The following is a 12,787-nucleotide window of genomic DNA, read 5'->3' as shown; positions in this document are numbered from 1 at the left end:
GAAGCACGTGAAGTTCAGACCATAGTGAGTTTTAGATTGCTATCAGCAAAAATTATTGGTTTATGGATATGAAGCTTCGCTTTAATCATTACCACGATGCAACAGCAGACACCCAGTGGGGGGTGAATGGGGGGATGCGGTGGCAATTCTAGCTGTTCAGAATTTCTGCTACCTCAATCGCAAAATAAGTAAGGATGCCATCAGCCCCGGCGCGTTTGAAGCCAAGCAGGCTTTCGAAAATCGCGGATTGCCGGTCAATCAAACCTTGCTCGGCCGCATTGGAGATCATGCTGTACTCTCCCGAAACCTGATAGGCAAAAGTGGGAATATGAAAATTATCTTTAACCCGCCGAACAATATCGAGGTAAGGCATGCCGGGTTTAACCATAACCATATCTGCCCCCTCGGCGATATCGAGGGCGATCTCACGTATGGCTTCATCTGAATTTGCGGGATTCATCTGATAGGTTTTCTTATCCCCTTTAAGGCGGTCACCCGAACCGACGGCGTCGCGGAAAGGGCCATAAAAAGCTGAGGCATATTTTGCAGCATATGCCATGATGAGTGTATCAGTATGTCCGGCAAATTCGAGTGCATCGCGAATAACACCAATGCGTCCATCCATCATGTCGGAAGGTGCGATGATATCGCATCCGGCTTCAACCTGGTTGAGAGCTTGCTGGGTAAGTATCTCAACAGTTTCGTCATTTAAGATGGTGTTGTCTTCCAGCAGACCGTCATGCCCATGATCGGTATAAGGGTCGAGGGCAACATCACATAATATCCCTATATCCGGCAGGGCGGATTTAATCGCCTGCGTCGCACGACAAACCAGATTTTCTGGATTGCAGGCTTCATTGCCATCTGCAGTCTTTTTATCCGGATGTGTGTTGGGGAATAAAGCCATGCAGGGGATGCCCAAATCTACAGCTTTTTTGGCAGCTTCCACCGCGAGATCAATACTCAAGCGATCAACACCCGGCATAGCGGTAACAGGCTCGCGTTCATTTTCGCCATCCCGTATGAAAATCGGCCAAATTAAATCATCGACTGAAAGTCTTGTTTCGGCGACCATGCGGCGCACCCAATCTGTCTGGCGGATACGCCTCATTCTGATGGATGGAAATTGGGCTTTAGACATTCAATGGGCTCTAATGCAATTAAGCTGTTTCACTGAACAACTCACGTCCAATAAGCATCCGCCGGATTTCAGAGGTGCCTGCACCTATCTCAGCCAGTTTAGCATCGCGTAAAAAACGTCCGACAGGGTTGTCATTAATATAGCCATTGCCTCCCATGAGTTGAATCGCATCAAGGGCACATTGTGTTGCGTTTTCAGCAGCGAATAAAATAGCGGCAGCAGCGTCTTTACGGGTTGTTTCATCGCGGTCACAGGCTTGATTGACGGCGTATATATATGCGCGTGTCGCACTTATTTTTGTGTACATATCGGCGAGTTTGGCTTGCACCAACTGAAAAGTACCAATGGGTTTGCCAAATTGCTCTCTTTGATGCACATAGGGTATGACCGTGTCGATACAGGCCTGCATTATTCCTAGTGGCCAAGCGGCAAGAACAGCGCGTTCGTAATCGAGACCACTCATCAGAACGCCGACACCGCCATTTAGGGGGCCCATGACGTTTTCTTCAGGCACTTCGCAATCTTCGAACACAAGTTCACCAGTGTCAGACCCACGATGACCAAGCTTGTCGAGTTTTTGTGCGCAAGAAAAGCCAGGGAAATCTTTTTCAATTAGGAAAGTTGTGATTCCGTGTGAACCTGCATCCGGCTCAGTTTTGGCATAAACAACAAGTACATCTGCTGTTGGGCCATTTGTAATCCAAAATTTTGTGCCATTTAGAATATATTTGTCGCCTTTTTTCTCAGCTTTCAGTTTCATGGATACAACGTCGGAACCTGACCCGGCTTCACTCATCGCCAGTGCGCCGAGATGTTCACCGCTCAATAATTTTGGCAGATATTTTTCTTTCTGTTCCTCACTTGCCCAACGGTTGATTTGGTTGACGCATAAATTTGCATGTGAGCCATAAGATAGGCCAACAGAGGCTGACCCACGACAAAGCTCTTCCACAATGATTGCTTGAGCCATATAGCCCAAATTCGATCCGCCATGATCTTCAGATACGGTGACACCAAATAAGCCCAATTCACCCATTAACGGCCATAAATCCCTTGGGAAAATATCTGTGCTGTCAATTTCAGAAGCGCGCGGTGCAACTTTGTCATCGACAAAATTGCGAACTGATGTGCGCATCATTTCCACTTCTTCCCCAAGATCAAACTGAAGTGTTGGATAAGTGTTTTTAAGCATTATTTTCCCCCGTTTTGAGATATTATATCACCATAAAAAGTTATTATTTCAAAGTGCGTATAAACTCTAATTTAATGCCACTATGGTCTAAAACAGCTTTGGGATAAAACGATTTGTCTGCGCCATATAGTCCTTATATTCGGGACGGTTTTTTACAAGGCTTTTTTCGAGTAGATCTGCACCCGATATTTTTACTATTAAAAAAGTCATGAGAGCGGGAGCGAAAATTACAAAAAGCGTCTTTAAAGTGATTGTGAGACAGACGCACCATATTCCCCACCAGAACAAAGCGTCACCAAAATAATTCGGATGCCGCGAGAGAGACCAAAGTCCGGTGTTGAGAACTTTCCCTTTATTGTCAGAGTTTTTTCTAAAAGCCGTTAATTGTAGGTCGGCAAATGTTTCAATAAGTAAGCCAGAGACAGAAATCAGCGCCGCAGGATATATCCAGAGGTTTGCAGAAACAGCTGGCACACTCAGTGCAATTTGAACTGGAAGCGCTATAACCCACATCAGCACACCCTGAAGGCCAAAAACAATGTAAAGACTGCGCCACCAGAAACCAGGATTATTGCGCCGCATTTTCTGATAACGGTGGTCTTCCTCAGCTTCAGCGGACCATCTGATAAATAGGTGTAGCCCCAGACGGAGTGACCACAGACCGACCAAGAAAGTTAAAATTGTCTGTGCCTGACCGCCAGGATTTGCCAAAAATAAGGTCAAGGCAATTGCGCCAAAGCCAAATCCCCAAAAACTGTCAACAATACTGACATCTTTGAGAAACAGGGAAGCAATCCAGACACCGCTCATCATGATAAAAATCACACCTGCGGCAATTTTCAAACTGTCAAAATCTACCATGAACTATATATATACTTGCAAGTCGGTCACTTGTAATAATTTATATCAAATATTTGGTTTACAATCGCGCTTGTGTTAGCCACTTGTTTAAATTCACTGGTTAATGTGCTACATAGTCTTGACGAATTAATTATAAATAGTTTTGAGAAAAATGCCCATGTCTGCATCAGAAAACACCATTCAAACATTTGAAAATAATGATTTTTTCAACCGTTCTCTTAGCGAGGCTGATCCTGCACTTGCAAAGTCAATCGATGAAGAGATGTCTCGCCAGAAGAATCAGATTGAACTCATTGCTTCTGAAAACATTGTTTCTAAGGCAGTTCTAGAGGCCCAAGGCTCAATTATGACAAATAAATATGCCGAAGGGTATTCTGGTCGGCGTTATTATGGTGGTTGCGAGTTTGTCGATATTGCCGAAGATTTGGCAATTGAACGGGTGTGTAAACTTTACGACTGCGCCTACGCCAATGTTCAGCCAAATTCCGGCTCTCAGGCCAATCAGGCAGTCATGCAGGCACTTATTAAGCCAGGTGACACCATTTTGGGAATGAGCCTGGCGGCCGGTGGTCACTTGACACATGGCGCTGCCCCAAACCAGTCCGGCAAATGGTTCAATGCTGTGCAATATGGTGTGAAGCGCGACGATCATTTGATTGATTATGATGAAGTTGAGGCATTGGCTGCCGAACATAAGCCGCAATTGATTATTGCTGGTGGCTCTGCGTATCCGCGTGTGATTGATTTTGCCCGTTTCCGAGAAATTGCCGAAAAGCATGGTGCTTATCTTTTGGTTGATATGGCGCATATCTCCGGTTTGGTTGCAGGAGGTGCACATCCTAGCCCTATCCCACACGCGCATGCTGTTACGACAACAACGCACAAAACCTTGCGTGGGCCAAGAGGCGGCCTCATCCTGTCAAATGATCCGGATTTGGGTAAAAAGTTTAACTCCGCTATTTTCCCCGGTATTCAGGGCGGTCCGTTGATGCATGTAATTGCCGCCAAAGCCGTTGCTTTTGGAGAAGCTTTACAACCAGATTTCAAACTCTATATCCAACAGGTCGTCAATAATGCGCGCGCATTGGCAGATACGCTTAAAGGACATGGTTTTGATATTGTTTCTGGTGGAACAGACAATCACCTTGTGCTGGTTGATTTGCGTCCAAAAGGGCTAACCGGCAAAGTCGCCGAAATAGCGCTTGAGCGGGCTTCGATTACTTGTAACAAGAACGGGGTGCCGTTTGATCCTGAAAAGCCAATGATTACATCTGGCATCCGTCTCGGCACACCAGCAGCAACGACGCGCGGTTTTGGGATTAATGAATTCCGGCAAGTTGGTGATTTGATTGCTGAGGTGCTTGATGCCGTTGCGCAGTCAGGTGCGGATGAAGCCCCGGAAGCCGAGGCTAAGGTCAGGGCCCAAGTCACCGAACTCTGTGGTAATTTTCCAATCTATTAAGTTCGAGAAGCAGGCAAATGCGTTGTCCTTATTGCAATAATAATGAGACACAGGTTAAGGATAGCCGCCCCACGGAAGACAATGCAGTCATCCGCCGTCGCCGCCATTGCGCAGATTGTGGCGGGCGTTTCACAACTTTTGAACGTATCCAACTCCGGGAGCTAACGATTGTCAAAAACACAGGTCGTAAAGTTCCTTTTGACAGGGATAAGCTTATGCGCTCAGTGCAAATCGCTCTGCGTAAAAGGCCTGTTGAGCAGGAGCGCGTCGAGCGTATGGTAAGTGGCATTGTGCGCCGATTGGAAAACCTTGGCGAGGGAGAGATTCCTGCCAATACAATCGGAGAAATGGTTATGGAAGGTCTTTCTGTTCTTGATCAGGTTGCTTTTGTCAGATTTGCATCTGTTTACCGTGACTTCAGAGAAGCTAAAGACTTTGAGGAGTTTCTCGGTGATATGCCTGTTGTTGAAGGGTTCGAAGAATAGTTCTGCCCATCAAAGGCAGCTACCAAACAGGGTGAGCTAATGACTGATAAGCCCCCGCTCTCGCATTCACTTACAAAAACAGATAGAGACTTTATGTTACTCGCCCTGCATCTTGGGCGAAGGGGCTTAGGTCGCGTTGCGCCTAATCCAGCTGTCGGCTGTGTGATTGCCAAGCAAGGAAAAATTATTGGCAGAGGTTGGACGCAACCTGGCGGCAGACCCCATGCTGAAACTGAAGCTTTATTGCAGGCCGGTACTGAAGCCAGAGGCGCTAAGGTTTATGTAACGCTTGAGCCATGTGCGCATCAGGGGCAGACTGGTCCGTGCGCAGAGGCTCTCATTCAGGCAGGGGTCATTGAGGTGCATATTGCATTAAAAGATACGGATGCACGTGTAGCAGGTCGTGGTATTGAAATGCTTGAATCAGCGGGCATTGTCGTCATGCTTTATGAGGATGAAATAACCACTCTCGCAGCAGAGTTAAATACGGGGTTTTTGACCTTACAAAATCTCAAACGCCCAATGGTGACGCTAAAAATTGCTACCGACCAAAATGGTATGATGCGAACTCCTCCCGGTCATGCCAGCCAGCTAACCGGCACATTAGCCCTGCGGCGAATGCATCTCATGCGAGCAGAACATGATGTGATTCTGGTGGGCCGTGGCACGCTGGAGGCTGATAACCCATCACTGAGTTGTCGTTTGCCGGGTTTGGTGTCGCAAAGTCCGTCGCCGGCTGTAGCGACCAGCCAAAAAACCCTGCAAGGTGATTATATATTGTCAGGCCATAAAGATTTGATACTCCTGAATGATAACTCTCCTCTGAATATGCTGAAGGCGCTTGGCGAAAGGGGGGTTACTCGTGTTTTGCTGGAAGGTGGGCCGCGACTTGCTCGGGCATTTTTGGCGGAAGACTGCGTAGATGAGATTGTTCATTTCCAGACCCCTTCTGGGTTGGAAGATACGTCATGGCCGCCTGAGCAAAGTGATTTGCAATTAATGGGTATTGAAAATATGTCTGCACAAACGAAGTATTCACAAGTGCGGGTTGAAATTTGGCCGACCGATATAACTAATGATGTAGAGGCTAAAGATACACAAGATAGTGTGTTTTTCTACCGTAGGGTAAAACCGCAATATTGAGTAAAAGTGGTTTAAGTAGAGTATCGAATTGGAAGGGCATTCATGTTTACCGGAATAATCTCAGATGTCGGCACAATAATCGAGGTCACTCATATGGGGGATACACGATATGTCATAGAAACTTCCTATGATACCCAAAGCATTGATATCGGCGCCTCGATTGCTTGTTCAGGTGTTTGTCTGACTGTGATTGAGAAAATGCAAAACCCGTCACCACGATTTGCAGTGGAAGCGTCGGCAGAGACACTGAATGTTACAACAGCCAAGAACTGGGCGGTGGGAACGAAGCTCAATCTTGAACGAGCGTTAAAAATGGGTGACGAGCTTGGCGGGCATATTGTGTCTGGTCATGTTGATGGTATTGCAGAAATTAAATCGATTGAGCCTGATGGTGACAGTTTGCGATTTGTTTTTGCTGCACCGGAAGCGCTTGCCATGTTTATCGCTTCTAAAGGTTCTGTTACTCTGGACGGGACATCTTTAACAGTAAACGAAGTGCGCGGAAATAATTTCGGGGTCAATATGATTCCTCATACCCAAGCGGTAACAACATGGGGACAATCGAAATCCGGCGATTTAATTAATATAGAGATCGATGTGCTGGCTAGATATGTTGCCAGATTAAAAGAAGTAAACGATTAATCTGCGAATGGGTGTATGATCACCCAGAAGAGAAAAAGGAAAGCGATATGTCAGAATTTGGACAATATCTCTCCACAACTGAAGAAATCATTGAGGATGTGCGTAACGGCAAGATGATTGTTCTCGTCGATGCGGAAGACCGCGAGAATGAGGGAGACCTTGTTGTGCCAGCGCAAATGGTAACACCTGAGACAATTAATTTTATGGCAAAGTATGGTCGCGGGCTAATTTGCCTAGCCTTAACAGAAGAACGTTCACAGCAACTTGAATTGTCGCTTATGTCGTCGCAAAACCAGTCACGTCATCAGACTGCCTTTACCGTTTCAATCGAAGCGCGCGAGGGTATCTCGACAGGTATTTCAGCGCATGACCGCGCCCATACAGTATCGGTTGCCATTGACCCAACGAAAAATGCCACCGACATTGTATCGCCGGGGCATGTGTTTCCTCTCGTTTCGAAACCAGGTGGTGTGCTTGTGCGTGCCGGACATACTGAAGCGGCAGTTGATATTGCGCGCCTCGCTGGGCTTTATCCGGCTGGGGTGATTTGTGAAATTATGAATGATGACGGTAGCATGGCGCGCTTGCCGGATTTGGTACAGTTTGCCCAACTCCACGGCCTCAAGCTTGGCACAATCTCGGATTTGATTGCCTATCGCCGCCGCCATGACACGCTGGTTGAACGTATTTTTGAAGAAGACGTCAAATTGCTGGGTGATATTGATTTTAAAGCGGTTGTTTTCAAAAATATTATCGAAAATGAAGAGCATATTGCGTTGATTAAAGGCGATATTTCAACAGACGCGCCCGTTCTGGTTCGAATGCATGCAGAAAATATCCTGCTCGATTTATTTGGTCAGAAAGTTGGAAACGCAGCAAATAGAGGACGAATTTTGCAGCGCTCGCTTGAGTTGATTGCCGAAGAAGAAAGAGGCGTTGTTGTGCTGATTAGAAACACATCGCCAACTCCTTTCTCAGACGCCATGCACCCGCCAGAAAATTCAAAAGAGCCGCTTCGCCTGAGGGAGTATGGTATTGGCGCGCAAATTCTACTCAATTTAAATTTGAAGGAAATTGAGTTATTGTCCGATACGCCTCGCATGATCGTGGGACTTGAGGGGTATGATATTGAAGTTGTCGGACAGCGCCCAGTATTTGGGGAAAAGGACTAATTTTGACCAAAAAGAAAATCCTTATTGTTGAAGCGCGATTTTATGAGGCACTTACTGATGCTCTTGTTGACGGGGCCGTTGCGGAGATTGACGCCGCCGGACACACCTATGAGCGCATAGCTGTGCCAGGTGTTCTCGAAATTCCTCCAGCTATTAGATTTGCGATGGATACCGGTCAATATGATGCTTTTGTCGCGCTTGGTGTCGTCATTAGGGGTGAAACAACGCATTATGATACAGTCTGTGCCGAAAGTGCCAGAGGGTTGATGGATATTGGCATTCAACACAGCCTGGCTATCGGTAATGGAATTCAAACTGTTGAAAATGAGGCGCAAGCTTGGGCGCGTTGTGATAAGAATGACAAAAATAAAGGCGGTGGAGCTGCGTTGGCTGCGCTCACCCTTTTGACCATTCGCGAAGATTTGAAAGGTGACAAATGAGCGTCACCTCAACTGCTTATAGCGGAAGAGAAGCCGCGCGGCTTATGGCTGTACAAGCCTTATATCAAATGGATATTGCCGAAGCACCGCTTGAAAAAGTTATTGAGGAGTTCAATACCTATCGACTTGCCTTCCCGATTGAGACCGAAGAGGGGAATGTTACCTTTCCGGACGCAGATCGCGACCATTTCGAAGCTCTTTTGCGGGGTGTGATTGATGAACAACGTCATATTGATAAAGCCATTAATGATTTATTGCGTGAAGGTTGGGTGCTTAAGCGTTTAGATATTACTTTGCGTGCAATTATGCGTGCAGGAACTTTTGAGTTAATGTTTTGCAAAGATATTCCGGTAAAAGTCTGTATTGCCGAATATACCTCCATGGCGAATGCTTATTTCAATGCGCCTGAAGCGGGGATGGCAAATGCGATTTTTGAAAAAATTGCAAATACTTCCAGATCTTGAAAAATTATGTCTCAGAAAAACGAGTTTGATCTGATACGAGATTACTTTGCTCCCCTCGCCAAAGACAGTGGCGCGTTGGGCTTGCAGGATGATGCCGCACTTTATTCACCGACAGTTGGACATGAACTGGTGCTGACCACTGACACTATAATTGAAGGTGTTCATTATCTCCCCGATACACAACCGGACAAAATTGCTGCCAAGCTTTTCGGCGTAAATATTTCGGATTTGGCTGCAAAAGGCGCGACACCAAAAGCTTGTTTGCTGAATTTTGCACCGCATAAAAATGTTTCTGAAGATTGGATTGCGGCTTTCGCTCAACAAGTCGAGGTGGCATTAAGCACTTATCATATTCAATTGCTGGGCGGTGATACAGTTGCGGCGCCTGATAAGGCCATGTTCAGTCTCACACTCATGGGTGAGGTTGCGACAGGGGGCATGATACAACGTGCTGGTGCTAAAATAGGGGATGATATTTTTGTCACGGGAACGATTGGTCATGGATTTATTGGCCTTGAAGATGCTAAAGCCGGACGATTATCTCCCTGCAGAGACTTATTTGAACACCCGCAACCACCTTTAGATTTTGCCTTGGCTGCAGCACCCTATATGTCTGCGGCTGTGGATGTTTCTGATGGCCTCCTTGCCGATTTGTGGCATGTTTGTGATGCATCTGTTTGCGGTATGCAGATTGATATGACGGCAATACCCTTTGCTGACCCTGCTTATGAGGATTTAATGACGCAACTTAATGGTGGGGATGATTATCAGTTAGCTTTTACTGCGCCATCTGAAAATCATGGCAAATTGAAACAATTCGCGGCAGACCAGAGCATCCAACTGACTAAAATTGGACACATTATTAATAGAAGTGAATTGGTTTTGCAGGATTCAAATGGCGCAACACTTAAAATTTTACCTACCGAGACATCCTCAGTGTTAAAATCAGGTTTTTCCCATTTTGGCATAAAAAAATAACAACACCTTTTTCCTTTAGCCTGTTGCCTTTTGCAACGGAATTTGCGATTTTCCTGAAACTTTAACGGGATATTTTAATTCCCACAAATAAATGAAATGAGGATGATACCCATGAGCACAGATATGATGCTTATTATTGGAGCAGGGGTTCTGGCAATACTTTACGGCGTATATGCGATTAGAAGCATTATGGCCGCAGATGCCGGTAATGAAAGAATGCAAGAAATCGCATTCGCCATTCAGCAGGGTGCTGCTGCTTACCTGAACCGTCAATACACAACTATTGCCATTGTTGGCATTATTATCGCAGTTCTGGTGGGCTGGTTGCTCGGCCCTAAAGTCGCTATTGGCTTTGTTGTCGGGGCAGCCCTCTCAGGTGTTGCTGGCTATATCGGCATGCTTGTATCCGTGCGTGCCAATGTGCGGACCACCCAGGCTGCCAGCGAAAGCTTAGGCGCTGGTCTGTCGATTGCTTTCCAGTCAGGTGCTGTTACAGGTATGCTGGTTGCGGGTCTGGCGCTGTTGTCTGTTGCTGTTTACTTTGTTGTGCTGACACAATTCATGGGTCTTGACCCTTCTGACCGTCAGGTCATTGATGCGCTGGTTGCGCTTGGATTTGGTGCTTCGCTTATCTCAATCTTTGCCAGATTGGGTGGTGGTATTTTCACCAAGGGTGCTGATGTTGGTGGCGATCTGGTTGGTAAGGTAGAAGCGGGTATCCCGGAGGATGACCCCAGAAACCCGGCAACTATCGCTGATAATGTCGGTGACAATGTTGGTGACTGTGCGGGTATGGCTGCTGACTTGTTTGAAACCTATGCTGTTACGATTGTGGCAACGATGGTTCTGGCTTCTATTTTCTTTAATGAGTTAGCGCTGATGGTTTACCCGCTTGCAATTGGGGCGACATGCATTGTTACCTCCATTATCGGCACATTCTTTGTCCGCCTTGGTAGCAATAACTCTATCATGGGTGCTTTGTATAAAGGCTTTATCGCGTCAGCGGTTCTCTCTTTGGTTGCGCTGTATTTTGTCACCGACAATTATATTGGGCTTGGTGAAATTGAAGACTCAGGCTTCTCAGGCATGGATCTCTATATTTGTGGTGTTCTTGGTCTTGTGATTACAGGTCTGATTATCTGGATTACTGAATATTATACCGGTGTTAATTATCGTCCGGTTAAATCAGTTGCGGCGGCTTCAGTCACCGGACACGGTACAAATGTCATTCAGGGTCTGGCTGTTTCTATGGAAGCAACGGCTTTACCTGCATTGGTTATTGTTGCAGGTATCATTGCGACTTACAGCCTTGCCGGTTTGTTTGGTATTGCGATTGCCGTTTCAACAATGCTGGCACTTGCCGGAATGGTTGTTGCGCTCGACGCATTTGGCCCTGTCACTGACAATGCCGGTGGTATTGCAGAAATGGCCGAACTGCCTGAAGACGTGCGCACTACAACAGATGCCCTCGATGCTGTCGGTAACACCACCAAAGCTGTTACAAAAGGTTACGCTATTGGCTCTGCTGGTTTGGGTGCATTGGTGCTGTTCGCGGCATATACAGAAGATTTAAAGTACTTCTCTGCTAACCCTGAGAGGTTCTCTTACTTCGCTGATGTGACAGTCGACTTCTCACTTTCAAACCCCTATGTGGTTGCCGGACTCTTTATTGGTGGTCTGTTGCCATATTTGTTTGGCGCAATGGGCATGATGGCCGTTGGCCGTGCCGGGGGTGCAATTGTTGAAGAAGTTCGCCGCCAGTTCCGTGAAAAGCCTGGCATTATGACCGGTGAAGAAAAGCCGGATTATACATCTGCGGTTGACTTGCTGACACGTTCAGCGATTAAGGAAATGATTGTACCTTCATTGCTGCCGGTTCTTTCGCCAATCGTGGTTTACTTTGTCGTTGAGCAAATTGCTGACCGTGGTGCGGCATTCTCTGCGCTGGGTGCGATGCTACTTGGCGTGATTGTTACAGGTCTCTTTGTGGCTCTTTCTATGACTGCCGGTGGCGGTGCATGGGATAACGCCAAAAAGTATATTGAGGACGGTAATCACGGCGGTAAGGGTTCTGAAGCTCATAAGGCGGCTGTGACCGGTGATACTGTTGGTGATCCTTATAAGGATACTGCTGGCCCCGCGGTTAACCCGATGATTAAGATTACCAATATTGTGGCACTCTTGCTGCTGGCTGTTCTGGCTCACTAGAGTTTGAAAGTAACAAAAATTAACCCCGGCATCTTAAAGATGTCGGGGTTTTTTATGAATAGATTATTTTATTAATTACTGGGAAGTGCGTTTGGGTTGCCAGAATTAAAGCGTCCGAGGTTGCCAAACAGTTGGGCAAGAAGGCTCAACTCCTTACCTCTGGTTGCGGTTACACGTTCTACAAAGGCGACAATGTTGCCATCCTCAAGTCCGTAACCGCCAATATCATTGACAATATCATTATCGTCAAAATAGATAACAACAATCTTTCGATCAGTTATTTCAGGCTTTTTGTATGCGTTGGTTTCAATGCGGCTCGCAATATAATAGTAGGCTGCGCCATCTACAGGAGCGATGGTTGAGGGCGACCCCATTATGCTGCGAACCATTTCCTTGTTGGAAGATCCGACGGTGACCTGATTAAGGGTTTCCTCATCGAATACATAGCCAACATTGGAAACAATTGGTGCGCATGAAATTTGACCGAAGACTAAAGAGGCGGTAATGGCCACAGCCCCCAAGCGTAAAGATTTACTTAGATATGTTGTCAGGGTACTTTTTTTATCCGTGATTATTCCGGTCATTGGTCAGCTTTCATA

The 12,787-nt window shown here is 46.4% G+C and carries 13 protein-coding genes; 9 read left to right on the top strand and 4 right to left on the bottom strand.

Annotation, left to right across the window (positions count from 1 at the left end):
- Positions 1-148: 148 nt before the first annotated feature.
- The 3 genes from hemB to RS24_RS04175 form a co-directional block, all read right to left on the bottom strand.
- Complete coding sequence (gene hemB / locus RS24_RS04185; RefSeq protein WP_021776945.1) at positions 149-1,141, bottom strand: porphobilinogen synthase; 993 nt, start codon at positions 1,139-1,141, stop codon at positions 149-151.
- A 19-nt stretch (positions 1,142-1,160) separates the two neighbouring features.
- Complete coding sequence (locus RS24_RS04180; RefSeq protein WP_021776944.1) at positions 1,161-2,333, bottom strand: isovaleryl-CoA dehydrogenase; 1,173 nt, start codon at positions 2,331-2,333, stop codon at positions 1,161-1,163.
- 87 nt (positions 2,334-2,420) lie between these two features.
- Positions 2,421-3,194, bottom strand: coding sequence for a DUF1295 domain-containing protein (locus RS24_RS04175; RefSeq protein WP_021776943.1), 774 nt, complete (start codon positions 3,192-3,194; stop codon positions 2,421-2,423).
- A 157-nt stretch (positions 3,195-3,351) separates the two neighbouring features.
- On the opposite strand from RS24_RS04175, the gene glyA reads away from it, so the two are divergent.
- The 9 genes from glyA to RS24_RS04130 all read left to right on the top strand — a co-directional run bounded on the left by glyA (position 3,352) and on the right by RS24_RS04130 (position 12,188).
- Positions 3,352-4,656 (top strand): serine hydroxymethyltransferase, encoded by a 1,305-nt coding sequence (gene glyA, locus RS24_RS04170; RefSeq protein WP_021776942.1) that lies wholly within the window; start codon positions 3,352-3,354, stop codon positions 4,654-4,656.
- A gap of 17 nt (positions 4,657-4,673) precedes the next feature.
- A complete protein-coding gene (gene nrdR / locus RS24_RS04165) occupies positions 4,674-5,141 on the top strand; it encodes a transcriptional regulator NrdR (RefSeq protein ID WP_021776941.1) in 468 nt (155 codons plus the stop codon).
- Between the two features lie 39 nt (positions 5,142-5,180).
- Entirely contained in the window at positions 5,181-6,284 is a 1,104-nt protein-coding gene (gene ribD / locus RS24_RS04160) for a bifunctional diaminohydroxyphosphoribosylaminopyrimidine deaminase/5-amino-6-(5-phosphoribosylamino)uracil reductase RibD (RefSeq protein WP_021776940.1), read from the top strand.
- A 42-nt stretch (positions 6,285-6,326) separates the two neighbouring features.
- On the top strand, positions 6,327-6,926 hold the full coding sequence (locus RS24_RS04155) for a riboflavin synthase (RefSeq protein ID WP_021776939.1): 600 nt from the start codon (positions 6,327-6,329) through the stop codon (positions 6,924-6,926).
- Positions 6,927-6,973: 47 nt separating this feature from the next.
- Positions 6,974-8,098 (top strand): 3,4-dihydroxy-2-butanone-4-phosphate synthase, encoded by a 1,125-nt coding sequence (gene ribB, locus RS24_RS04150; protein WP_021776938.1) that lies wholly within the window; start codon positions 6,974-6,976, stop codon positions 8,096-8,098.
- A gap of 2 nt (positions 8,099-8,100) precedes the next feature.
- A complete protein-coding gene (ribH, locus tag RS24_RS04145; RefSeq protein ID WP_021776937.1) occupies positions 8,101-8,538 on the top strand; it encodes a 6,7-dimethyl-8-ribityllumazine synthase in 438 nt (145 codons plus the stop codon).
- Complete coding sequence (nusB, locus tag RS24_RS04140) at positions 8,535-9,002, top strand: transcription antitermination factor NusB (RefSeq protein ID WP_021776936.1); 468 nt, start codon at positions 8,535-8,537, stop codon at positions 9,000-9,002. The genes ribH and nusB overlap by 4 nt, the downstream gene beginning before the upstream one ends.
- A gap of 6 nt (positions 9,003-9,008) precedes the next feature.
- Positions 9,009-9,980, top strand: coding sequence for a thiamine-phosphate kinase (thiL, locus tag RS24_RS04135; protein WP_021776935.1), 972 nt, complete (start codon positions 9,009-9,011; stop codon positions 9,978-9,980).
- Positions 9,981-10,091: 111 nt separating this feature from the next.
- A complete protein-coding gene (locus RS24_RS04130; protein ID WP_021776934.1) occupies positions 10,092-12,188 on the top strand; it encodes a sodium-translocating pyrophosphatase in 2,097 nt (698 codons plus the stop codon).
- A 71-nt stretch (positions 12,189-12,259) separates the two neighbouring features.
- Here the strand turns inward: RS24_RS04130 and RS24_RS04125 are convergent, their stop codons facing one another.
- Positions 12,260-12,772, bottom strand: a complete 513-nt coding sequence (locus tag RS24_RS04125) for an outer membrane protein assembly factor BamE (RefSeq protein ID WP_021776933.1) — start codon at positions 12,770-12,772, stop codon at positions 12,260-12,262.
- Between the last annotated feature and the right edge of the window lie 15 nt (positions 12,773-12,787).

This window comes from Candidatus Micropelagos thuwalensis (assembly GCF_000469155.1).
Taxonomy (GTDB): domain Bacteria; phylum Pseudomonadota; class Alphaproteobacteria; order RS24; family RS24; genus Micropelagius; species Micropelagius thuwalensis.
Note: the sequence above shows the minus strand (reverse complement) of the source record. Positions and strands in the feature narration are given on the sequence as shown.

Coding starts and splice junctions, on each gene's coding strand:
- hemB (WP_021776945.1), bottom strand. CDS start 1,141: ATGTCTAAAGCCCAATTTCCATCCATCAGAATGAGGCGTATCCGCCAG.
- RS24_RS04180 (WP_021776944.1), bottom strand. CDS start 2,333: ATGCTTAAAAACACTTATCCAACACTTCAGTTTGATCTTGGGGAAGAA.
- RS24_RS04175 (WP_021776943.1), bottom strand. CDS start 3,194: ATGGTAGATTTTGACAGTTTGAAAATTGCCGCAGGTGTGATTTTTATC.
- glyA (WP_021776942.1), top strand. CDS start 3,352: ATGTCTGCATCAGAAAACACCATTCAAACATTTGAAAATAATGATTTT.
- nrdR (WP_021776941.1), top strand. CDS start 4,674: ATGCGTTGTCCTTATTGCAATAATAATGAGACACAGGTTAAGGATAGC.
- ribD (WP_021776940.1), top strand. CDS start 5,181: ATGACTGATAAGCCCCCGCTCTCGCATTCACTTACAAAAACAGATAGA.
- RS24_RS04155 (WP_021776939.1), top strand. CDS start 6,327: ATGTTTACCGGAATAATCTCAGATGTCGGCACAATAATCGAGGTCACT.
- ribB (WP_021776938.1), top strand. CDS start 6,974: ATGTCAGAATTTGGACAATATCTCTCCACAACTGAAGAAATCATTGAG.
- nusB (WP_021776936.1), top strand. CDS start 8,535: ATGAGCGTCACCTCAACTGCTTATAGCGGAAGAGAAGCCGCGCGGCTT.
- thiL (WP_021776935.1), top strand. CDS start 9,009: ATGTCTCAGAAAAACGAGTTTGATCTGATACGAGATTACTTTGCTCCC.
- RS24_RS04130 (WP_021776934.1), top strand. CDS start 10,092: ATGAGCACAGATATGATGCTTATTATTGGAGCAGGGGTTCTGGCAATA.
- RS24_RS04125 (WP_021776933.1), bottom strand. CDS start 12,772: ATGACCGGAATAATCACGGATAAAAAAAGTACCCTGACAACATATCTA.